This window comes from Pantoea nemavictus, from assembly GCF_037479095.1.
Classification (GTDB): Bacteria; Pseudomonadota; Gammaproteobacteria; order Enterobacterales; family Enterobacteriaceae; genus Pantoea; species Pantoea nemavictus.
Genome location: NZ_JBBGZW010000001.1, coordinates 4,117,698 through 4,139,330 on the forward strand (window position 1 = coordinate 4,117,698; position 21,633 = coordinate 4,139,330).

19 protein-coding genes are annotated in these 21,633 nt (G+C 58.5%); 9 read left to right on the forward strand and 10 right to left on the reverse strand.

All coding sequences use genetic code 11. From position 1 onward, the window contains the following. Positions 1-19 precede the first annotated feature (19 nt). Positions 20-1,036: a lipoate--protein ligase gene (locus tag WH298_RS19010; RefSeq protein WP_180823581.1), complete on the reverse strand. Its 1,017-nt coding sequence runs from the start codon at positions 1,034-1,036 to the stop codon at positions 20-22. A gap of 202 nt (positions 1,037-1,238) precedes the next feature. On the opposite strand from WH298_RS19010, the gene WH298_RS19015 reads away from it, so the two are divergent. Next, positions 1,239-1,919, forward strand: a complete 681-nt coding sequence (locus WH298_RS19015; RefSeq protein ID WP_007888309.1) for a type 1 glutamine amidotransferase domain-containing protein — start codon at positions 1,239-1,241, stop codon at positions 1,917-1,919. 190 nt (positions 1,920-2,109) lie between these two features. Further along, entirely contained in the window at positions 2,110-2,715 is a 606-nt protein-coding gene (locus tag WH298_RS19020) for a TetR/AcrR family transcriptional regulator (protein ID WP_007888312.1), read from the forward strand. 36 nt (positions 2,716-2,751) lie between these two features. Here WH298_RS19020 and tkt read toward each other — a convergent pair whose 3' ends face one another. Together tkt and WH298_RS19030 are read right to left on the reverse strand one after the other, a co-directional pair. After that, entirely contained in the window at positions 2,752-4,743 is a 1,992-nt protein-coding gene (gene tkt / locus WH298_RS19025) for a transketolase (RefSeq protein ID WP_180823582.1), read from the reverse strand. Between the two features lie 29 nt (positions 4,744-4,772). Then, positions 4,773-5,231 carry an RpiB/LacA/LacB family sugar-phosphate isomerase gene (locus tag WH298_RS19030; protein WP_008104031.1) on the reverse strand — a complete coding sequence of 153 codons (459 nt, stop codon included), beginning with the start codon at positions 5,229-5,231 and terminating at the stop codon, positions 4,773-4,775. A gap of 447 nt (positions 5,232-5,678) precedes the next feature. On the opposite strand from WH298_RS19030, the gene WH298_RS19035 reads away from it, so the two are divergent. From WH298_RS19035 to WH298_RS19065, 7 genes are all read left to right on the forward strand, one after another. Further along, positions 5,679-7,013, forward strand: coding sequence for an MFS transporter (locus WH298_RS19035; protein WP_049853529.1), 1,335 nt, complete (start codon positions 5,679-5,681; stop codon positions 7,011-7,013). A 1-nt stretch (position 7,014) separates the two neighbouring features. Continuing rightward, entirely contained in the window at positions 7,015-8,760 is a 1,746-nt protein-coding gene (locus WH298_RS19040) for a dihydroxyacetone kinase family protein (RefSeq protein WP_180823583.1), read from the forward strand. Positions 8,761-8,763: 3 nt separating this feature from the next. Beyond that, positions 8,764-9,537 (forward strand): triose-phosphate isomerase family protein, encoded by a 774-nt coding sequence (locus tag WH298_RS19045; protein ID WP_007888323.1) that lies wholly within the window; start codon positions 8,764-8,766, stop codon positions 9,535-9,537. Continuing rightward, positions 9,537-10,346 (forward strand): sugar phosphate isomerase/epimerase family protein, encoded by an 810-nt coding sequence (locus tag WH298_RS19050; protein ID WP_180823584.1) that lies wholly within the window; start codon positions 9,537-9,539, stop codon positions 10,344-10,346. Before WH298_RS19045 ends, WH298_RS19050 begins: the two co-directional genes overlap by 1 nt. A gap of 4 nt (positions 10,347-10,350) precedes the next feature. Beyond that, positions 10,351-11,208, forward strand: coding sequence for a phosphogluconate dehydrogenase C-terminal domain-containing protein (locus WH298_RS19055; RefSeq protein WP_180823585.1), 858 nt, complete (start codon positions 10,351-10,353; stop codon positions 11,206-11,208). A 205-nt stretch (positions 11,209-11,413) separates the two neighbouring features. Then, the gene (locus WH298_RS19060) at positions 11,414-12,379 is read left to right on the forward strand and encodes a sugar-binding transcriptional regulator (RefSeq protein WP_007888326.1); all 966 of its coding nucleotides are present in this window, start codon (positions 11,414-11,416) and stop codon (positions 12,377-12,379) included. 161 nt (positions 12,380-12,540) lie between these two features. Continuing rightward, positions 12,541-14,148 (forward strand): dipeptide ABC transporter ATP-binding protein, encoded by a 1,608-nt coding sequence (locus tag WH298_RS19065; RefSeq protein ID WP_180823586.1) that lies wholly within the window; start codon positions 12,541-12,543, stop codon positions 14,146-14,148. Here the strand turns inward: WH298_RS19065 and WH298_RS19070 are convergent. The 7 genes from WH298_RS19070 to WH298_RS19100 are packed head-to-tail and all read right to left on the reverse strand — an operon-like array spanning position 14,134 to position 21,587. Next, positions 14,134-14,952 (reverse strand): rhodanese-like domain-containing protein, encoded by an 819-nt coding sequence (locus WH298_RS19070; protein ID WP_180823587.1) that lies wholly within the window; start codon positions 14,950-14,952, stop codon positions 14,134-14,136. The genes WH298_RS19065 and WH298_RS19070 overlap by 15 nt on opposite strands. Then, the gene (locus WH298_RS19075) at positions 14,942-15,925 is read right to left on the reverse strand and encodes an ornithine cyclodeaminase (RefSeq protein ID WP_180823588.1); all 984 of its coding nucleotides are present in this window, start codon (positions 15,923-15,925) and stop codon (positions 14,942-14,944) included. The genes WH298_RS19070 and WH298_RS19075 overlap by 11 nt, the downstream gene beginning before the upstream one ends. Continuing rightward, positions 15,925-16,923, reverse strand: a complete 999-nt coding sequence (locus tag WH298_RS19080) for a 1-aminocyclopropane-1-carboxylate deaminase/D-cysteine desulfhydrase (protein ID WP_180823589.1) — start codon at positions 16,921-16,923, stop codon at positions 15,925-15,927. The genes WH298_RS19075 and WH298_RS19080 overlap by 1 nt, the downstream gene beginning before the upstream one ends. A 3-nt stretch (positions 16,924-16,926) precedes the next feature. Further along, complete coding sequence (locus tag WH298_RS19085) at positions 16,927-18,327, reverse strand: M20 family metallopeptidase (protein WP_180823590.1); 1,401 nt, start codon at positions 18,325-18,327, stop codon at positions 16,927-16,929. Continuing rightward, on the reverse strand, positions 18,324-19,238 hold the full coding sequence (locus tag WH298_RS19090; protein ID WP_180823591.1) for an ABC transporter permease: 915 nt from the start codon (positions 19,236-19,238) through the stop codon (positions 18,324-18,326). The genes WH298_RS19085 and WH298_RS19090 overlap by 4 nt, the downstream gene beginning before the upstream one ends. A gap of 1 nt (position 19,239) precedes the next feature. Then, complete coding sequence (locus WH298_RS19095) at positions 19,240-20,100, reverse strand: ABC transporter permease (RefSeq protein WP_007888334.1); 861 nt, start codon at positions 20,098-20,100, stop codon at positions 19,240-19,242. Further along, positions 20,097-21,587 (reverse strand): ABC transporter substrate-binding protein, encoded by a 1,491-nt coding sequence (locus tag WH298_RS19100; protein WP_180823592.1) that lies wholly within the window; start codon positions 21,585-21,587, stop codon positions 20,097-20,099. Before WH298_RS19100 ends, WH298_RS19095 begins: the two co-directional genes overlap by 4 nt. Between the last annotated feature and the right edge of the window lie 46 nt (positions 21,588-21,633).

Here is a 21,633-nt window from a genome sequence, read left to right on the forward strand (position 1 = left end):
CGGCGCACCTGAATCATAGCTAACTCACGCTACTGACCAGCCAGCTTTCCAGCTGGCTCAGTTCATTCAGCTGTTCTGGACATTCCGCTTTCAACTGCGCAACTTGCGTCGACATGGTTTCTGGTCGATATACCGCGCCCTGCAGGCGTAACGCCAGCGTCTCTAATGGCGCAGGGTTCAAGCTGTCGGTGAAAATCTGGCAGCGGGAAATCACGCCGCGTTCCACATCGAAATGGATCTCCACGCCGCCCCAGACAAAGCGCTCATTCAGCAAATGCGAGAAATCCGGCGCGTTGCCATAATTCCACTCCCAGCTGCTTTGCCGGGCAAACTGCTGCTTGAAGCCAGGTAAGTCAGGCAGCGCCTCAGGGGAGATATGCTCCGGCTCGCACTGCTCATGGTAGTAAGCGAAGTAGGCGGCAATCACCTCGCGGCATATCGCTGCAAAGCTGATGTCCGGCACCAAATCGGCGATGTTAGCCACACGCGATCGTACCGAACTGATGCCTTTCGCCTGTAATTTTTTGATGTCTGGATTGAGGTAATCGGCGAGACGCGACAGATCAGCATTCATTAAAAAGGTGCCATGATGAAAACCCCGATCTGGCGTTTCACGGTAGGCGGAACCGGAAATTTTGCGCACGTCACCGTCAACATTCACCACGATATCGTTGCGCCCTGACGCTTCAGCGGCAATGCCGAGCTGCTCAAGCGCACGCAGAATGATCGCGGTAGAGACGGTTTTATCGTATTCCGGTTTGCCGGCCATAAAGGTGAAGCAGCAGTTGCCCAAATCGTGAAACACCGCGCCACCACCGCTACTGCGGCGCGCCAGCTTAATGCCGTCTTCTGCCATGCGCCGCGTATTGCACTCTTTCCATGGATTTTGTGCGCGCCCGATCACCACGGTTTCAGCATTCTGCCAAAGAAACAGCACACGCTGCGTCGTTGGCATCTGGCGGAAAATACACTCTTCCACCGCCAGATTAAACCAGGGATCGTGTGAGTCAGAGATGAGCAAACGTAAGGTGGACATGATTTCTCCAGTTCCATGAGGGAGAGTAAATGGGGATAGATTACCCGCAAGCGGATAGAAAGTAACAAACGCGGGCGCATTTCATGGCAGTAAAAAATGAATTAACCTCTAGACGACTGGTCTATTTGCTGCTACTTTGAATTCAAGCGCTAGACGACTGGTCTAGTTTAGATGTTTAAATCCAGCAAGCAGGAGATTTACAATGAAGATTCTTATGGTTTTGACCTCACACGATCAATTGGGTAATACCGGCCGCAAAACCGGTTTCTGGCTGGAAGAGTTGGCTGCGCCTTACTACGCCTTCAAAGATGCCGGCGCAGAAATCACCCTGGCGTCACCGAAAGGCGGCAACCCTCCGTTAGATCCGAAAAGCAACGAGCCCGATTTTCAGACCGAACAAACCCATCGCTTTGAAGCAGATGCTGCAGCAACCGCACAGCTCGCCGCCACCGTTCGTCTGGATAGCGTTTCACCTGCGGATTTTGACGCGGTGTTTTACCCGGGCGGCCACGGTCCGCTGTGGGATTTAGCCGAAGATAAGCACTCGATTGCCTTGATCGAAGGTTTCCTCGCAGCCAACAAACACGTGGCGCTGGTATGTCATGCACCGGGCGTGCTGCGCCACGTCAAAACGCCAGCAGGAAAACCGCTGGTAGCAGGGCGCAAAGTCACCGGTTTTACCAATAGCGAAGAGGAAGCTGTCGGCCTGACGAAGGTGGTGCCGTTCCTGGTGGAAGACGAGCTGATCGCTAAGGGCGGTCTGTACTCGAAAGGTGCCGACTGGAGTTCATATGTGGTTAGTGATGGTTTGCTGATTACCGGACAAAACCCAACTTCTTCAGCAGAGACGGCGCAACAGTTAATCAAACAACTGGCGCAATAAACTTATCGGGATGAACCGCTGTCTACTCCCTTGTCGCACGGTGACGGAACTGAAAGGCAATCATGCTTTCTATGCCTCACAGCCAAGGGAAATGGCGGCGGCGATCGAGCAAGCGGCCCTTAGCTTATCGCAGTAATTTGCGTATAATCTGGTCATAGACGACTGGTCTAGTATTTGGTAATCTAACACTATGACTACTACATCCCAATTACACAGTAATGAAATCCGCGATCACATCCTTGCCACCGGCCAACGTATTATGGCGGGCAAGGGGTTTTCGGCGGTCGGATTGAATGAAATCCTCACCGATGCGGGCGTGCCGAAAGGCTCTTTCTACCATTACTTCAGTTCGAAAGAAGCGTTCGGCGTCGCGATGCTGGCGCGCTATTTTGATGATTATCTGGCTGAGCTTGATACCACGCTTGCTCAGCCGGGGCTCACGATGGCGCAGCGGCTAATGAACTACTGGCAGCTGTGGCGCGAATCGCAATCGTTCTCCGATTGTCAGGGCAAGTGCCTGGCGGTGAAGCTGGGCGCTGAAGTTGCCGATCTGTCGGATTACATGCGCGTTACGTTGCAAAATGGCACCTCGGGTATCATCTCGCGACTGGCGGAAGCGTTGGAAGCGGGCGTTGAAGAGGGTTCACTGGCTATTGATGATACACCCGGCCGGGTAGCGGAAAGCCTGTATCAGCTTTGGGTGGGCGCCAGCGTGATGGTAAAAATTGTGCGCAATACCGGCCCGTTTGACTCAGCCATGAGCATGACGCAAAAAATCATTCGTATTACCGCGTAGTTAAGAAGGGCGTCCCGCTGGGACGCCGCTTCACTCTCACAGAATCGATTTCGCCGTTTTAACCACGTTCTCAACGGTGAAGCCAAACTCTTTAAACAGCTGATCCGCTGGCGCTGACTCACCGAAGGTGGTCATGCCGACGATCGCGCCGTTCAGGCCGGTGTATTTGAACCAGTAGTCCGCGATACCCGCTTCGATCGCTACGCGCGCCGCCACCGCTTTCGGCAGCACCGATTCACGGTACGCCGCATCCTGCTTGTCGAACGCGTCGGTGGATGGCATGGAGACCACGCGCACCTTGCGGCCTTCCGCCGTCAGCTGCTCGTAAGCGCTCACCGCCAGCTCCACTTCCGAACCGGTGGCGATCAGGATCAGCTCCGGCGTGCCGTTGCTGTCCTTCAGCACGTAACCGCCGCGCGCCACGTTAGCCAGCTGCTCAGCGCTACGATCCTGCTGCGCCAGGTTCTGACGCGAGAAGATCAGCGCCGACGGGCCGTCAACGCGCTCGATGGCGTACTTCCACGCCACCGCCGACTCAACCTGGTCGCACGGGCGCCACAGGCTCATGTTTGGCGTCACGCGCAGGCTGGCCATCTGCTCAACCGGCTGGTGCGTCGGGCCATCTTCACCCAGGCCAATCGAGTCGTGGGTGTAGACCATGATCTGACGGATTTTCATCAGCGCGGCCATACGGGCGGCGTTGCGCGCGTACTCGACGAACATCAGGAACGTCGCGGTGTACGGCAGGAAGCCGCCGTGCAGCGCCAGGCCGTTGGCGATCGCGGTCATACCGAACTCGCGCACGCCGTAGTGAATGTAGTTGCCCGCTGCGTCTTCGTTGATCGGCTTCGAGCCGGACCACATGGTGAGGTTGCTTGGCGCCAGGTCAGCCGAGCCGCCCAGATATTCCGGCAGGATTTTACCGAAGGCTTCGATAGCGTTCTGCGAGGCTTTACGGCTGGCGATTTTCGCCGGATTGGCCTGCAGCTGCTCGATAAACGTCTGCGACTCGCTGGCCCAGTTAGCCGGCAGTTCGTTGTTCACGCGACGTGTGAACTCGGCAGCCAGCTCCGGGTGCGCGGCGGCGTAGGCGGCAAACTTTTTGTCCCACGCGGATTCCTTCGCCTGGCCGGCTTCTTTGGCGTCCCACTGCGCGTAGATGTCTGAAGGGATTTCAAACGGACCGTGGTTCCAGCCCAGCTGCTTGCGGGTCAGCGCGATTTCGTCGGCGCCCAGCGGCGCGCCGTGCGAGTCGTGCGTGCCGGCTTTGTTCGGCGAGCCGAAGCCAATCACGGTTTTGCACATCAGCAGCGAAGGCTTGTCGGAAACCGCTTTGGCTTCTTCAACGGCTTTCCTGATGGCGTCCGCATCGTGACCGTCCACGCCGCGCACCACGTGCCAGCCGTAGGCTTCGAAACGTTTGGCGGTGTCGTCGGTGAACCAGCCGTCGACGTGACCGTCGATGGAGATGCCGTTGTCGTCATAGAAGGCGACCAGTTTGCCCAGCTTCAGGGTGCCGGCGATGGAGCACACTTCGTGTGAAATACCTTCCATCATGCAGCCGTCGCCCATAAACACGTAGGTGTTATGGTCTACGATGTCATGGCCCGGACGGTTGAACTGCGCCGCCAGCGTGCGCTCGGCAATGGCGAAGCCAACGGCGTTAGCGATGCCCTGGCCCAGCGGGCCGGTGGTGGTTTCCACGCCTGCGGTGTAGCCGTATTCCGGGTGGCCTGGCGTTTTCGAGTGCAGCTGACGGAAATTTTTTAATTCACTGAGCGGCAGATCGTAGCCGGTGAGGTGCAGCAGGCTGTAAATCAGCATTGAGCCGTGACCGTTCGACAGCACAAAGCGGTCGCGGTTGGCCCAGTTTGGATTACGCGGATTGTGTTGCAAAAAGTCGAGCCACAGCACTTCGGCGATATCCGCCATGCCCATCGGGGCACCCGGATGTCCCGAATTGGCTTGTTGTACGCCATCCATACTTAACGCGCGAATGGCGTTGGCTCTTTCCCGGCGTGTAGACATAAGGTTCTCCAGAGGGGCGAGGTCGGCGCTTATTTAGCGTGGGACACTTGCTCGTAATAACCGATTTTCTCAACTTTGGCGGTTGATCCGCCGCCTTCGAATTCCGATGCCAGCCAGGCATTCACAATGTTCTTCGCCAGTTCAGGCCCGATAACGCGCGCGCCCATGGTCATGATCTGCGCGTTGTTGCTCTTGCGGGCACGCTCGGCGGAGAAGGTATCGTGGCACTGCGCGGCACGCACGCCTTCCACCTTGTTAGCGACAATCGCCACGCCAATGCCGGTACCGCACAGCAGGATGCCGCGCTCAAACTCATTTTTCTGTATGGCCGTGGCCAGCGCAAATGCCACGTCCGGGTACATTGGACGGTCGTTTTGTGCGTCATTGGTGTAGTCCGTCACCACATACTCTTTCTCTTCCAGCAGCTTTTTAATCACATTTTTCAATTCGATAGCCGCATCATCGGCGCCAATTGCGATTGTTTTCATCATGGTACTCCAGCAGGGTATGCATTGACGCCTGCTCATTTGTTCCGCAGGCGAGAAGATGTTCAGCTACAGACTGCCATAAATACAATCATATGTTCAATGGCTGTTCATATGAATAACCCTTATTTTCGCCGATAAATCCCGCGTAAAAACCCCGTCCGCGCGCTGCTGCCCGCGCTTATCAGGGTAAAACTCCGATAATGTAGCCAAAATCAAATCTCATGAGCGCGCTCACACTTTCACGTGTTGCAGTTGAGGTGTGCACATTTATCCGTGTACTGTTCATATGTTCGCATGACTATACCAATGTACAAGAAGACCCATCGAGGACTCGAACATGTGTCATTTACACCGTACCTCTCAGTACTCCTGCAGCCAGCGCTCCTTTGGCGTTTGGTCAACACCACCAAAAGAAATGATCACTCACGCACGTCGTGGAGGTGCGTTATGAAACAACCAACAATGACGGCGGTGGAGCAATCCACCATCAGAAAAATCTCCTGGCGTTTAGTGCCGTTCGTGGCGCTGATGTTCTTTATTAACTTCCTCGATCGCACCGCGATTTCGTTTGCCGGCCCCAACGGCATGACGCAAGACCTCGGCCTCACCGCACTGCAGTTCGGCCTGGCGTCGGGCATCTTCTTTATTGGTTATATCCTGCTGGAAGTGCCGAGCAACCTGGCGCTGCATAAGTTCGGCGCGCGCCGCTGGCTGGCGCGCATCATGATCAGCTGGGGCATTGTCTCGCTGCTGTTCACCTGGGTGAGCAGTGTGGAAGGTCTGTATACGCTGCGTTTGCTGTTGGGTATCGCCGAAGCCGGCTTCTTCCCTGGCGCGATTCTCTATCTCAGCATGTGGGTGCCGGGGCGTCATCGCAGCAAAATCCTGTCGCTGTTCTATCTTGCCCAACCGCTGACGGTGGTGTTCGGTGCGCCATTAGCCGCCTCACTGATTCAGCAGCATGGTCTGTTTGGCATGGAAGGCTGGCGCGTGATGTTTATGGGCGTCTCAATTCCGGCGATTCTGATTGGTATCGCCGCGCTGTTCTGGCTGGTGGATTCACCGCGTCAGGCCAAGTGGCTAACCGCTGAAGAGAAAACCTGGCTGACCGCTGAGCTTGAAGCCGAGCATCAGCAGAAGCAGGGCCATCAGAAACACAGCTTACGCTCAGTGATGGGTAATGGCCGCGTCTGGATGCTGTGCCTGATTTACTTCGGCTTTATCTATGGCCTGTATGCACTGGCGTTCTTCTTGCCGACCATCATCGCCGGCTTCCAACAGCAGTTCGGCACCACCTTCAACGTGATGCAAAAAGGGCTGATTACCGGCGTGCCATACCTGATCGCCGCCGTGGTGATGTTCTTCTGGTCGAAAGATGCCACCCGTCGCGGCTGCAAAACCTGGCACATCGCGATTCCGGCACTGGCAGGCGGCATCAGCGTACCGCTGGCGCTGTATATGGATTCGCCGTTCACCACCATCATGGTGATTGCGATCACCGCCAGTTCGATCTTCGCCGCACTGCCGAACTTCTGGACCTTACCGACGCAATTCCTGACCGGCGCCTCTGCTGCCGCAGCCATTGCCTTAATCAATACCTTAGGAAACGTAGCGGGCTTCTCCGCGGGCTACATTACCGGCGCGCTGCATGACGCCACCAACAGCTACGCCTTGCCGATGTTCGTGGTGGGTGGATTCATGCTGCTGTCAGCCTTCCTCATGCTGTTACTTAACCGCCGTCGCTCGCCGTCTCAGCCGACCTCTTTAGCTCAGGAGCATTAATATGACTTACCTGTTTAACCAACCTTCAGCCTTTGCCGCTGAGCTCATCGAAGGTTTTGTCGCCGCCAACGCTGACAAAGTCCGTCAGGTTGCTGGCGGCGTGGTGCGCAGCACGCGCAGCGAGCCGAATACCGTCGCGGTGATTGTGGGCGGCGGCTCCGGCCACTATCCGGCCTTCGCCGGGTTGGTTGGACAAGGTCTGGCACACGGCGCGGCGATGGGCAATTTATTCGCTTCACCGTCGGCGCAGCAGATTTACAACGTGGCACGAGCGGCGCATAACGGCGCGGGCGTGTTGCTGATGTTCGGCAACTACGCCGGTGATGTGCTGCACTTCGGCCAGGCGTGCGAACGCCTGCGGGCGGAAGGTATCCCTTGTGAAGTGCTGGCGGTGACCGACGATATCTCCAGCGCAGGCAAAGATGAGCAGGAAAAACGTCGCGGCGTGGCGGGCGATCTGTGCGTATTTAAAGCCGCCTGCGCCGCCGCCGAAGCGGGCCACGATTTATCACAGGTTCTGCAACTGGCGCAGCACGCCAATCAACGCACCCGCACCTTTGGCGTGGCATTTTCCGGCTGCAGCCTGCCGGGCGCGTCGCATCCGTTGTTCGAAGTGGAAAAAGGGCGCATGGCGCTCGGTCTCGGCATTCACGGCGAGCCGGGGATTAAAGAGACAGACATGCCAAGCGCCGATGAGCTGGCAGAGATCTTTGTTGAGCGTCTGCTGAATGAACTGCCGGACGACATCCAGCAGGCCGAAGGTCAGCGCGTGGCGGTGATCCTCAACGGTTTGGGCTCGGTAAAATATGAAGAGCTGTTTGTCGTCTATCGCCGCGTGGCGCAGCTGCTCGACGCAGCCAAACTGCAGGTGGTTGAGCCGGATGTCGGCGAGTTCGTCACCAGCTTTAATATGGCTGGAGCTTCGCTGACGCTGATGTGGCTGGACGATCAGCTGGAAACCCTGTGGCGCGCGCCAACCAATACGCCAGCCTATCGCAAAGGGAGCGTATTGGTTGCTGAGCCGCTGAGCGCCGCCGAGCTGGAAGAGAGCAGTGAAGAGGCGTTGCCAACCGCAACGGTTGAGTCGCAGGAGAGCGCAAAGCGCGTGCTGCAGTTACTCGAATCCGTGGCGGAAATGTTACAGCGTAACGCTGAGCGTCTCGGCGATATTGATGCGGTGGCCGGTGACGGCGATCACGGTATTGGCATGGAGCGCGGCGTATTGGGTGCGGTAGAGAAAGCGCGTGACGTCGCCGCGCGCGGTGCCGGTGCCGGCAGTTTGCTGTGCCGTGCGGCAGATGCGTGGGCCGATAAAGCCGGCGGCACCTCCGGCGCGTTGTGGGGCGTGGCGCTCACCGCGCTCGGTACCGCGCTCGGCGATCGTCAGACGCCAGACGCACAGCGTGTGGCAACCGGCGTGCGCGAAGCCAAAGAGGGCATTATGCATTTTGGCAAGGCGCGGGTTGGCGATAAAACCATGGTCGATGTGTTGGTGCCGTTCAGCGACAGCCTGAATGAAGCGGTCGCCGCAGGTGCTTCGTTAACCGACGCCTGGCTAGCCGCGGCAAAGGTGGCAGACAAGGCAGCGCAGGATACCGCGCAGCTGGTGCCGAAGATGGGACGCGCGCGTCCGCTGGCAGAGAAAAGCGTGGGTACGCCAGATGCCGGAGCGATTTCGCTGGCGTTAATCGTCAATACCGTTGGCGATCTGCTAAAAGAACACAGTGCCTCGGAACAAGGAGCTTGAAGCATGTCTCAGCCAAAAATCTGGCTCGGCGTCAGTTTAAAAATGTATTTCGGCTATCAGCAAACGTTGCAGTGGTGCCGTGATGTGGCTGCCGTAGCGGAACATCCGGCAGTGAAAAGCGGCGAAGTGGGTCTGTTCGTGTTGCCGGCTTATCCCGCCATTCCCGCCGTAGCGGAGATCTTTGCCAACACGCCGATTCGCTTTGGCGGCCAGGATGTGTGTCAGGCAGAGAACGGCGCCTGGACCGGTGAAGTCAGCGCCAGCATGCTGCAAGAGTTAGGTTGTTCGCTGGCCGAGATTGGTCACGCCGAGCGTCGTCGTCATTTTCATGAAGACAAAGTGCAGATCGCCGCCAAAGTGGCGATGTCGCTGCGCCACGGCATAACGCCGGTGCTGTGTATTGGTGAAGAGCAGCAGGCGGAACCGCAGCAGGCGATCGCGCTGTGTGAACAGCAGCTGGCTGAAGCGCTGGCCGAGGCCGCACAGCAGGGATTAAAAGGTGAGGTGTTCTTTGCCTACGAACCGCAATGGGCGATTGGCGCGCCGCAACCGGCACCAGACAGCTACATCCGCGCGGTATGCGCCGGATTGCAGCAGCTGGCCACGCCGGCGGGCATCACCCTGAAAGTCATTTACGGCGGTAGCGCCGGGCCGGGACTGATTCAGCGCCTTGGCAGCGACGTCAACGGCTTGTTCCTTGGCCGTTTCGCCCACGATCCTAACGCGTTGGCACACATCATTGAGGAAGCCAGCGAACTGGCTCAGGAGCGCCGTTAATGAGCCGTATCGGACTCAGCACTTACGCCTTTTTCTGGCGTATGTCATCAAAAGTGCCCGACCCGCTGACGCTGGAGCAGATGCTGCAGCAGACCGCCGATCTCGATGTGTCGGTGTTTCAAATCTGCGACTATCCGGCGATTGAGAGCTGGTCAGACGCACAGCTGCTGGCATTGCGGCAGCAGGCCGATGCGCTGGGCATCACGCTGGAACTGGGGACGCGCGGCCTCGGCACTGCGCATCTGCAGCGTTATCTGCATATGGCGCACATCCTTGATGCACAGGTCGTGCGCTCGATGTTTTATACCGCCGACCATCGCCCGTCGCTGGATGAAGCCGCTGAACTGATTGCCGCCGTGTTGCCGGATTTCGCCCGCCAGCAGGTGCGTCTCTGTCTGGAGACCTATGAGCAGGTGAACAGCGGCGCGATGATGTCGGTGATCAACCGGTTTCTGTCGCCGTGGCTGGCGGTGTGTCTCGACCCCGCCAACTGTGTCGCCGGACTGGAGTTACCTGAGCAGGTGATCGCCAACACCGCCGCGCGCGTCGGCAATCTGCACATCAAAGACTTTGCCTTTACGCGCCGTGATGGCTGGGTCGGCTTTACGTTTGCCGGCTGCCCGATGGGCGAAGGCTTGCTGGATTATGACCGGATGATCGCCAGCGTGCGCCCGGCGGATAAAGGCATTAACCAAATCGTCGAACACTGGTTGCCATGGCAGGACGATGCCGCGGTGACCTGCGAGCGAGAAGCCGAATGGACTCGCCGCACCGTTGAATTCTTACGTAGTAAACAAGATCAGGAGTAATAACATGAGCGTGCAACTGAAAACCATCACCGTGATTGGCGCGGGCGGCAAAATGGGTATGCGTATTTCTGCCAACTTCCAGAAAAGCAATTACCAGGTATTTTACTGTGAGAACTCGCCGAAGGCACAAGAGCAGGTGAGCGCCCAGGGCCGCGAACTCTCTGATGCCGCCTCCGTGGTGCCGTTGAGTGATGTGGTGATTCTGGCGGTGCCTGATATCGTGTTGGGCAAAGTCTCTGAAGGCGTGGTTCCACAGATGAAACCGGGCGCGATTCTGCTGACGCTGGACCCGGCAGCGGCGTACGCCAATCTGATCGCCCATCGTGATGGCATCGAATACGCGGTAGCGCATCCTTGCCATCCGTCAGTGTTCCTTGAGCGTTACACCAAAGAGGAGCATGCCGATGCGTTCGGCGGCATTGCAGCCGTTCAGCATGTCGCGGCTTCTTATGAAAGCGGTTCTGATGAGCAGAAAGCCGAGCTGAGTAAGGTGATCAGCGTGATGTACGGCCCGGTTGAGCAAGTACATTGGGTAACCGTAACGCAACTGGCGTATCTGGAGCCGACGCTGGTAGAGACCGTCGCCTGCATGGTCGGCGCATTTATGAAAGAAGCGCTGGATGAAACCGTAAAACACAGCGGCGTACCGGAAGAGGCGGCCAAAGCGATGCTGTACGGCCATATTCAGATCGCGCTGGCGGTGGCGTTCCGCGCCACCAACCCGTTCTCAGATGCCTGCATGATCGCCATGGAGTACGGTCGCGAGAAGATTGTGAAACCAGACTGGAAGCAAATCTTCGATCAGAAAGAGCTGGATATCGTGATTGCCCGTATGCTGAAAATCGACGCGATCAAGCGCTAAGCGTGACGCGTCCAACGACTCGCGGCGCTGCTGTCTGGCGAAGCGAGTCGTATCAATGATATAACTCCCTGCCAAAGTCTACTTGCAGCACGCACATTCTGTAGCGGCGCGATTTATCGCGCAATAAATTGCGCCGCTACGGAATGTGCGGTTGCACAATCGAAAATCTGAGCATTCAGATATCACAAAACAAGACAGGTTACGGATGGAAAAAAACACGCTTTCTCAGGACTCCGAGCTGCTGACGGAAATTGCCGTCGCCTATTATCAGGACGAAATCACCCAGGAGGAGATTGCGCGTAAGTTTGGGATTTCTCGTATCAAAGTCGGCCGATTACTGAAGCGCGCCCGTGAAGAGGGCATCGTCGAAATTAACGTGCGTTATCATCCGGTATTCAGTACTCGCCTTGAACAACAGCTACAAAATCGCTTTCCGCAGCTGCAGCGTGCGCTGATTGCGCTCGATCAGCCGGATCAGGATGAGCAGCGACGTCAGGTCGCCGCGCTGGTGTCGTCACATCTGGCGCAGTCGCTAAAAGACGACGCGATTGTCGCCGTGGGCCAAGGACGTAATGTCGCCGCTGTCGCCGATTATCCCGGCCAGGTCCCGACGCGCAACTGCCTGTTCATCAGCGGTATTGGCGGCACCCATCGTCCGGGCGATGCCATCAACGCAGATCACATCAGCCGCCGCATGGCGAAGAAGTTTGGCGGCATCAGCGAAACGCTGTATGCGCCCGCCTATGTTGAGAACCGGGCGCTGCGTGATGCCTTTATGCAAAACGGCACCATCAAAGAGACGCTGGACCGCGCACGCAAAGCGGATGTGGCGCTGGTGGGGATCGGCGACATGAACGAAAACAGCTACATGGTTAAACTCGGCTGGTTTACGCCGCACGAAATCATCGATGCCAGCGTCAATCAGGGCGTCACCGGCGATGTCGCTGGCTATGACTTCTTCAATTCGCAGGGGCAGCACGTCGATACGGTGATGAACGACCGTGTTATTGGCCTCAGTATTGAAGAGTTACGCAAAATTCCCTGCGTGATTGCGATTGCCGCCGAAAATACCAAAGCGATGGCGATCCTCGGCGCGCTGCGTACCGGCGCGATTGATATTATTGCGACAACCGCGCAGAACATCCGCACGATTTTGAGTTTGTCGCAGTAGCGGCAAATTTCTGTTCATTTTGGTTTAGGTGAGGCGCCATCGCGCTTTGCCTGCCAGCAAACAGGCTTATTCCGCAACGCGCAGTGTCATAACCTAACGGTCTTGTTCACCTTATGTGCAGGATATATCCTGTATTTTTCCCTGTTGAGAATCCCTGTCTGATGAATAACGTCCGCTTACTGTCGGTTGAACATCTCTCGCTGCACACTCACGATCAGCGCCTGCTGGTGGACAACGTCTCTTTCCATCTCGATCGGCAGGAGATCCTGGCGTTGGTCGGTGAGTCGGGTTCCGGTAAAACCTTAACCTCGCTGGCCCTGATGAACTTACTGCCTGCCGGCGTGGAGCAGAGTGCCGGTCGCGTGGTGTTCAATGGCGAGCCGCTCGATGCGCGTAAAACCCAGGCACTGCGCGGTTGCCGCATCGCCACGGTGTTTCAGGAGCCGATGACCAGCATGAATCCTACGCTGCGCATCGGTGAGCAGATCGCCGAAGTGCTGGTGCGCCATCGCCAGTTCAGTTGGAAACAGGCGCAGCAGGAGGCGATTGCGCTGCTGGATCGCGTTGGTATCGTCAATCCGGCGCAGCGTGCGCGCCAGTATATTCATCAGCTGTCGGGCGGGATGCGGCAACGCGTAATGATTGCCAGCGCCATCAGCGGTCAGCCGCAGTTGTTGATTGCTGATGAGCCGACCACCGCGCTGGATGTCACGATTCAGGCGCAGATTCTGGCGCTGTTGCAGGAGCTACAGCAGGAGATGGGCATGGGGATCCTGTTGATCACCCACGATCTTTCGGTGGTGGCGCGCTACGCCGATCGCGTGTGCGTGATGCAGCAAGGGCAGCTGGTTGAGCAGGGCGCGGTGCTCAGCACGCTGGGCGCACCGACCCATGCGTACACACGCAAATTGATTGCTGCCTCGGCGGTGCACATTCCGGACGCCATCAAACCGCAGGAACAGCCGCCGCTGCTGGTATTACGCGATATCTGTAAAAGCTATCCGCTACCGCGCCGTCTGCCGTTGTGGCCGGCCAAACGCCAAACCGTGTTACATCCGGCCAATCTGTCGATTGCGCAGGGAGAAATTGTCGGGCTGATTGGTGAATCCGGCTCTGGCAAAACCACGCTGGGCAGCGCGGCGATAGGTCTGATTGCGGCAGACGGCGGCGAGGTGCATTTCGAAGGTCGCCATCTGCAAGGCCGTCAGCTGCACACCTTACGGCGTCACACGCAGATCATTTTTCAGGATCCCTACGCCAGTCTCAATCCTAAGATCACGGTCGGTGAGCAGATCGCCGAACCGCTGCGCGTTTGGCAGCTGCGCAAAGGCGCTGCGGTGGATGAGCGGGTAAAAGAGCTGCTGGCGTTAGTGGGATTGAAAGCGGAACATGCCGGACGTTTACCGGGCGCATTCTCCGGCGGTCAGCGTCAGCGTATTGCGATTGCGCGCGCGCTGGCAATGGAGCCAAAGCTGCTGGTGGCCGATGAAGCGGTGGCCGCGCTGGATTTGTCGGTGCGTGGGCAGATTCTGGCGCTGTTTAATACGTTGCGCCACAAGCTGGGATTATCGGTGCTGTTTATCAGCCACGATCTCAGCGCGGTGCGACAACTGTGCGACCGCGTGGTGGTGATGTATCACGGCAAGATTGTCGAGTCAGGCGCCACGGCCAGCGTGATTAACCATCCGCAGGACAACTATACCCGCCAACTGCTTGCCGCCGCGCCTGACATTCAGCAAGCATTAGCGCAACGTTCAGCTGCCGTGTAATAGCGGCAGTTCGTGGTGTTCGGCCCATTCGTGCCAGGAACCGACGTAGATCGAAACATGCGGATAGCCCGCCAGTTTCAATGCCGCCAACACCGTGGCGGCGCGGGCACCGCGATGGCAATAAACCTGCAGTTTGGCACTTTTACTCAGTCCTGCCGCCGCGGCACGTGCGGCAATGTCCGCAGCGGGTAAGAAATGGCCGTTAGCAATGACATCCTCCCAAAACAACAGGGCAGAGTGAGGAATGCGTCCGGCGCGCTGACAGCAGGCGTGGACAAAACTGCCATCAAATTCGCTGGGGCGACGGGCATCGACGTTGATCACCGTCACGCCATCGGCCGCTAACACCGCTTCCCGGCTACACACCATCTCGGCATTCCACGCCAGCACCTGGGCTGCGGGAGGATGGGCCACCGAACGACTCAAACCCAGGCCTGGACTAAGCTCGAATCCCGCAGCTGTCCACGCATCCACGCCGCCATCCAGAATTAGCGCATCGTCGCGCTGCAGCAGCCACGCAAACCACGCCCCGCGCGGCGATCGCATGCCCACCTGCTGTTCAAAAAATACCGGCGTGGCGCCGGGCCAAGCGGTAAACATCGGTTGCAGCGCGGTGGCGGCTTCGGCTGCCATCACTGCTAACCCTTGCGCGCTGCAATCCTCAATAAAATAGTCGTAGACGTTACAGTGCTGCGCGTCGGGCAAGGTGGCGCGTTGCCAGTCGGCAAACTCGCGCACGTCGATCAGCAGAAACGCTTCGCCGCGCGCCTGGCGCTGCTGGAGGGTGTGCACATCAATGATCATGCAGAACTCCCGAGAACAGTGACTGCAGCGATCCCAGCTCATCGTGTTCGGCGGCCTGTAACACGCGGGCGGCGAGGGCGATATCAAATACGTTCAGGCCAAACGAGGAGAAATAGACGCTGTCATCACTCTCCGGACGCCAGTTATCGAGAAGCAGCGCAGCGAGGTCAGCCGCCACCTCCTGCTCACGGAACTCTCCGGCGCGGAACATTTGAAACAGACTTTTAGCGCTGCGCTGGGCGAAGTCGCCCCAGGCATCGACCACCACTTTGCTGCTGGCTTTGATCGCGGCGAAACTGACTTCGTGGTAGCCCACCTGCACAATAATCCTGCCGGGGCGTACCGCCGCCGCCTCGACAATCGGCTGCGCGGCGCTGGTACAGGTCAGCACCGCATCATAAGGCTGCGCTAAGGCGAGCGGCAGATCGGTTTCGATTTGCACTTCGCGAAATGCGCTGAGTTTATAAGGCGAGCGATTCCACACGCCAATTTGCTCCAGCTGCGGAAACAGCTGTTGCAACATGCGCAGATGGGCCTGCGCATGCAGACCGGCACCGAGCACCAGCACGCGTTTCACCGGACGCGGTGCCGCGAGCTGGAGCGCCAGCGCGCTCACCGCCGCCGTACGCGCGGCGGTTAACGCACCGCTGGCCAGCAGACCACGCGGAATGCCGCTGTGCGCATCGTTGATTAACGTTAAGGCCAGCGCCGCAGGCAGTGCATCCGGTCGCTGTGGACGATGTGCTGTCCACTTTACGCCCGCAGCGTTGTAGCTGCCGCCGACGCGCGCCGGTAAGGCATAGGCTTTACCCAACGGCGTACCGAGGTCGATGTGATTTTCGGCGGGCATCTGCGCCTCGCCAAGGCGCATCAGGCGAACCACCGCTTTGACATCGTCCAGCGCCAGCGCGACATCGTCGCCACCCAGCTGTGCAACGGTGGCTTCATCCAGCACCCGCAACATGGCGTCCATTACTGCTCCAGCAGACGGTCGGCGAACGGATAGAGCGCCGGAGAACCGCCACAGTGCACGAAGGTGACACGCGATCCTTGTGGGATGCGCCCAAGTTCCACCAGCGAGAACAGGCCGTGCATGGCTTTACCGGTATACACCGGGTCCAGCAATACGCCTTCCAGCTGAGCAAGTTTGTAGATAGCGTCGATACCGCCGTCCGATGGCACGCCGTACGCTTGACCCACGTAGCCATCTTCAATCCAGATGTCGTCCGGCTGCCACCGTTGCGGCCACTGCAGCAGATCGGCACAATCCTGCGCCATGCCGGCAATGCGTGGCTGGAACCAGTCGGCTTTGGCGCTGACGCTTACACCAATCACTTGAGTCTCAGGCCAATAGTTGCGCGTACCGACATGCAGTCCCGCCAGCGTGCCGCCGGAACCGGTAGGAGCGACGATGAAGTCGGGCGCAGGCGTCTGGCTCGGTGCCAGCTGCGCCGCCATCTCTTCCACTGCCCGCACATAACCCAACGCGCCAAGTGGCGTGGCGCCACCCAGCGGAATAATCATTGGGGTTTCACCCCGGGCGATCGCCGCATCAGCATGCGCCTGCATCGCACCTTCAATCTGCGTGAAGTAGCCGTCGGGGTCGAGGAACTGCACCTCGGCCCCAAACAACTTGTCCAATAGCAGATTACCTTGCCAGTTGGCGGGCGGATTGCCCCGCAGCACCAGCACCGGACGCATGCCAAACTTGCGCGCCGCGGCGGCCACCATGCGGGCGTGGTTCGACTGATGCCCGCCGGTGGTGATCACCACATTGACGCCTGTTTTGCAGGCCTCCGCCATCAGGTACTCCAGCTTGCGGACTTTATTGCCGCCGCCGCCGAAGCCACTGTAGTCATCGCGTTTGATCGTCAGCGTAATCCCAAGTGCCTCACTGAGCCGCGGCAGCGGCTCGTGAGGCGTGGGGAAGAAGCCGAGCGGAACGCGTTCAAACTCTTCAACTGATTTCATTTTTTATAGCCTTGTATTTTTATGTACTGCGGTGTTTCCCTGGTGTGGCGCGACCCGGCCAATGGCCGAATCATTGAATGCGGTGAGCCATAGGCTCATGGATTGCTGGAAGCGTTCCAGTCCTGCCAGCGTAACAAACTCATTGACGGCATGGGCGTTACCTCCGTGGCCTAATCCGCCGATCAGAAAGGCGGGCGCGACGGCGGCGAAGGCATAGGCGGGCGCGCAGCCCGGTGCCCACGGCCAGATTTGCGGAGCGGCACCCAGCGTTTGATAGCTGGCGATCAGTGCATCGACGCCGCTGGCGTGGCGGCTAAAACGCATGCCGGGGTAGCGGTCGAACAGCTGCAGTTCGCTACCGGCTAAATCCGGCTGCGCCAAACGCTGCTGAGCGGTGGCGATCATCGCGTCCTGATCGAAGCCCGGCGGAATGCGAAAAGCTAATTCGGCGCTGGCGCGAAACGGAATCACACCCCGTCCGCCTGGCGGATCGCTGTGCAGTTCGGCCAGCGTTAATACCGCGCTGCCAAGTAGCGTTTGCAGGCAGCTCAGGGTGTCGCCTTCGATCATCAGGCGCTGGCTGCGACGAAAACGCAGTTCGTCATGGAGGCTGAACCGCTCGGCTAAGCTCGCCAGCAGCGGATTCGCTTCATCATCGGGCGTGCTGCACGCCAGCACGCCGCTGTGTTCGGCCGGTGCGATGGCATGCAATGCCTGCACCAGGCGCCACGCGGGATTGGCGATCCAGCCGGCATTGCTGGCATGAATCGCTGAAGACGGTCCGCCCCAGTCGCCGCCGGTTACGCTCAGACGCCCGGAAGCCAGTCCGGTAAAGCCGAGGTAAACCCGCGGTGCGCCGCCGCCGTATTCGCACAGTGACGGGAACAGCACCGCTTCGGCGGGGGCGATTGGGCAAGGCTGCTGCGCCAGATAACCCCGTAGCGCGCCGCTGCCTATCTCTTCTTCACCCTCAAGCAGGATTTCGATATTGAAATCGAGTTGCTGATTCTGCTGCAGCTCACGCAGCAGGATCAGCAGCGCGGCAACCGGACCTTTATTGTTCTCGGCGCCGCGCCCGACAAACACCGCGCCGAGGTCATCCCAGTGACAAACGCCGCCGACAAACGGTGACACATCCCAACCGGCATCATCCGCAGGCATTACGTCGTACATGTTGTACAGCACCACGGTTTTGTCGCTGCCGTTATCGATGCGCACATGCACCAGCGGTGGAGCGTCGTCATTTTGCGACGCCACCGGATAAACGATCGTGGCGTGCAACTGCTCCACCATCCACTGTTCCAGCCAGGCGGCTAACCCGCGCTGTGCGGCGAGCTGACCGGCCACGCTCGGCCAGCGCGTCAGTTCACTCAGCAGATCTAAGGTGGCAGCCAGGCGACTCATAAACGAATCCTCGGGTTTAGCACCAGATAGAGCAGGTCGATCAGCAGGTTAATCGCCACAAACACCACCGCGGCGAGTAACACGATGGCCTGCACCAGCGGGAAGTCGCGGTTTTGAATCGCCTGAATAGCCAGACGACCAATGCCCGGCCAGGCAAAAATAATTTCTGTCACCAACGCACCGCCGAGCAGCGAGGCGAAATACATGCCTTGAACGGTGATCACCGGAATCAGCGCGTTGCGTAAACCATGTCGCACCACGATGCGCCAGGCGCTGAGCCCTTTAGCGCGCGCGGTGCGGATATAATCCTGTTGCAATACGTCCAGCAGGCTGGCGCGCGTCAGGCGAGCCACGGCGTTCATGTAAAAGGCGCCAAGGCTCAGCGCGGGCATCACCAGCGCGGCGAAGGTGCCGTAACCGCTGGAGGGCAGCCACTGTAATTTCAGGCTAAACAGCAAAATCAGCAGCAATCCCAGCCAAAACACCGGAATCGCCTGGCCGGAAAAAGCCAGCAGGCGGCAGACCAAATCCCACAGGCTGTGCGGGCGCAGGGCGCTGATCATTCCCAGCAGCAAACCCAGCAGTGAACTCCATGCCAGCGCACTCACCGCCAGTAGCGCAGTGGCAGGTAAGCGTTCGGCAATCAAAGCCAGCACCGGCTGGCTGTAACGCAGCGATTCACCAAAGTCGCCGTGCAGCACGCCGCCGATATAGTGGCTGTACTGCCAAATCAGCGGACGATCAAAGCCCATGCTGTGGCGAAAGGTATCAATCTCCTGCTGGCTGGAACCGGGCGGCATCATCAGCGCCGCCGGATCGCCCGTCATATGCAGGCTAAAGAAAATCAGCAGCGAAACGCCGAGCAACACTAACAACGATTGACCAAGGCGATTGAGCAGAATGTTCAGCATCTTAATCCAGCCTTGTGTGCGTACGGCGTAACAGCGCATCGCCGAGCAGATTGCAGCCAATCACCAGCGCAGCAATCACCAGGCCGGGATAGAGCACCAGCCACTGCGACAACAGCATATACGAGCGGCCTTCGCCGATCAGATTGCCCAGCGTCGGCGTCGGCGGCTGAATACCCATGCCAAGAAAGCCCACCGACGCTTCCAGCACAATCAGGCGCGGGATATCCAGCGTCAGCAACACCACCAGCGGCGTCAGCAGATTGGGCAGGATATGGCGCAGCAGCACGCGCAGCGGCGAGAAGCCCATGGCGCGCACCGCCTGGATGTACTCGAGCTCGCGAATTTCTAAGGTTTTGGCGCGCGCCACGCGGGCATAAATTGCCCAGCTGGTGCAGCCCATAATCACAATGATGTTGGTGAGCGATGCGCCCATCAGCGCAATCACCAACAGAATTAACAGAATAAACGGCACCGCCAGCTGGATGTCGATCAAGCGCATGATCAGCGCATCAACCCAACCGCCGGCATAGCCTGCAATCATCCCCAGCGCCACGCCAATCACCGCGCCAATCGCGGCGGCGACTAATACCACCAGCAGCGACAATCGGGTGCCAGAGAGAATACGCGATAACAGGTCACGGCCAAGCTGGTCGGTACCGAGCCAGTGAGTGGCTTGCGCGCCGGAACTGCCCGGCGGCAAGAACATCTCATTCAGGTTATTGCTTAATGCATCGGGCAACGGCAGCCAGGGAGAGATTAGCGCCGCGACAATTACCACCATCAGCAAAAGAGAGCCAATCAGCGCATCGCCGTAGATCAGGCGGCGCGGACGGCGCTGCAGCACGGTGCCCGGCGAGATCATTTCAGCCTCAGGTCAAACAGCGGGATGCGGGCATCGACGCGGCCTTTGAAATTGAGCGAGGTGCTGTGCGCATACAAGGTATCTTCACGATACAGCGGCAGTAGCGGCTGTTGCTCCGCCACGCGTTGCTGAATCTGCTCTAACACTTTTTTGCGTTCAGCGGGATCGACAATCTGACGGCTGCGATCGAGCAACTTGTCGAGTTCGGCATCATGCACGGTGGAATAGGGCTCGCCGCTGCGCAGAATCGGGAACAGCGCGGCATCGGCATCCAGCGTCTGGGTTGAGCCCCACGCCAGCATGTACATCGGTGCCTGTTTCTGCGACGCCACTTGCTGGGTATAAACCGACCACTCCGGCACTTCCAGCTCGGCTTTCACGCCGATGGCACTTAAATCCTGCACGATGGCTTGCGCTACATCAGCGCTGGCAATGTAGCGGCGCGGTGCCTGGAAGCGCAAGGTGAAGCCGTTAGCGTAACCGGCGGCTGCCAGCAGCGATTTGGCTTTCGCCACATCCTGCGTGCTGGCTGGTACTGCCAGGTAACCAAAATCATTGGCGCCGGCCATGGTGCCGGTTGGCGTGCCGAAACCGTGCAGCAGCTGTTGGGTATACGCCTGGCGGTTCAACGCCAGCGACAATGCCTGACGCACGCGCACATCACTCAGCGGTTTCTCATCATCTTTAAGGCCGAGGTAAATGGTTAACCCGCCACCTTTCACCTGCTCCAGCTCGACGTTAGGGCGGTTTTTCAGCGCGGGCACTAAATCGGCCGGTACGCTTTCAATCAGCTGCACTTCACCGGTTAGCAGCGCGGTGAGACGCGCAGTGGCTTCAGGAATCGGGCGCCAGGTGACGCGATCGATGGCCGGTTTGCCGCGCCAGTAGGTTTCATTGGCCACCATCACCACTTTTTCGTCCGGGATGAAGCTATCGAGCTTATACGCGCCGCTACCAATCGGTTTGCGCGCGAACTCGCTGGCACCCACTTTTTTCACATACGCAGGCGGCACGATGTAGGCCGGATAGCGGCTCATACGCGTCGGCAGCAGCGGATCCGGACCGTTGGTGTGGATCTGCAGCTGATAATCGTTGATCACCTCAACCGATTTGATGGTGCGGATATAGGAGATGGTAGGGGCGTGATTGGCAGGGTCTAAAATACGCTCAATGGAGAATTTTACGGCTTCGGCGTTGACCGGCTCGCCATCGGTAAATTTCACGCCCTGGCGCAGGGTAAATTGCCAGGTGGTGTCGTTGATTGCTTTCCACTCAGTGGCTAAGCCCGGCTGTAATGACATGTCATCAGCGCGGCGCACTAAGGTATCGAAAATATTGTCTACCAGCGTGGCAGATTCTTTGAGAAAGCCGGGATCCATCGCCGTGGCGGACGTAGGTTGGCCAATGGTCAGTTCTGCTGCCTGTACGGCTGGCATCAGAGCAAATAGCAACGCGGTGGTGGCAAACTTCACTGCAGGTAGTCTCATAACGTTTCCCAAAATTGCCAACGGCAAGGTAGTGAAAAGAGTGGAT

Bases quoted from the DNA above. Each gene is read 5' to 3' on its own strand.
- WH298_RS19100 (WP_180823592.1), bottom strand. From the start codon at position 21,587: ATGAGACTACCTGCAGTGAAGTTTGCCACCACCGCGTTGCTATTTGCT.
- WH298_RS19080 (WP_180823589.1), bottom strand. From the start codon at position 16,923: ATGAAATCAGTTGAAGAGTTTGAACGCGTTCCGCTCGGCTTCTTCCCC.
- WH298_RS19055 (WP_180823585.1), top strand. From the start codon at position 10,351: ATGAGCGTGCAACTGAAAACCATCACCGTGATTGGCGCGGGCGGCAAA.
- WH298_RS19070 (WP_180823587.1), bottom strand. From the start codon at position 14,952: ATGATCATTGATGTGCACACCCTCCAGCAGCGCCAGGCGCGCGGCGAA.
- WH298_RS19095 (WP_007888334.1), bottom strand. From the start codon at position 20,100: ATGATCTCGCCGGGCACCGTGCTGCAGCGCCGTCCGCGCCGCCTGATC.
- WH298_RS19035 (WP_049853529.1), top strand. From the start codon at position 5,679: ATGAAACAACCAACAATGACGGCGGTGGAGCAATCCACCATCAGAAAA.
- WH298_RS19020 (WP_007888312.1), top strand. From the start codon at position 2,110: ATGACTACTACATCCCAATTACACAGTAATGAAATCCGCGATCACATC.
- WH298_RS19030 (WP_008104031.1), bottom strand. From the start codon at position 5,231: ATGAAAACAATCGCAATTGGCGCCGATGATGCGGCTATCGAATTGAAA.
- WH298_RS19015 (WP_007888309.1), top strand. From the start codon at position 1,239: ATGAAGATTCTTATGGTTTTGACCTCACACGATCAATTGGGTAATACC.
- WH298_RS19010 (WP_180823581.1), bottom strand. From the start codon at position 1,036: ATGTCCACCTTACGTTTGCTCATCTCTGACTCACACGATCCCTGGTTT.
- WH298_RS19085 (WP_180823590.1), bottom strand. From the start codon at position 18,327: ATGAGTCGCCTGGCTGCCACCTTAGATCTGCTGAGTGAACTGACGCGC.
- WH298_RS19065 (WP_180823586.1), top strand. From the start codon at position 12,541: ATGAATAACGTCCGCTTACTGTCGGTTGAACATCTCTCGCTGCACACT.
- WH298_RS19075 (WP_180823588.1), bottom strand. From the start codon at position 15,925: ATGGACGCCATGTTGCGGGTGCTGGATGAAGCCACCGTTGCACAGCTG.
- tkt (WP_180823582.1), bottom strand. From the start codon at position 4,743: ATGTCTACACGCCGGGAAAGAGCCAACGCCATTCGCGCGTTAAGTATG.
- WH298_RS19045 (WP_007888323.1), top strand. From the start codon at position 8,764: ATGTCTCAGCCAAAAATCTGGCTCGGCGTCAGTTTAAAAATGTATTTC.
- WH298_RS19040 (WP_180823583.1), top strand. From the start codon at position 7,015: ATGACTTACCTGTTTAACCAACCTTCAGCCTTTGCCGCTGAGCTCATC.
- WH298_RS19050 (WP_180823584.1), top strand. From the start codon at position 9,537: ATGAGCCGTATCGGACTCAGCACTTACGCCTTTTTCTGGCGTATGTCA.
- WH298_RS19090 (WP_180823591.1), bottom strand. From the start codon at position 19,238: ATGCTGAACATTCTGCTCAATCGCCTTGGTCAATCGTTGTTAGTGTTG.
- WH298_RS19060 (WP_007888326.1), top strand. From the start codon at position 11,414: ATGGAAAAAAACACGCTTTCTCAGGACTCCGAGCTGCTGACGGAAATT.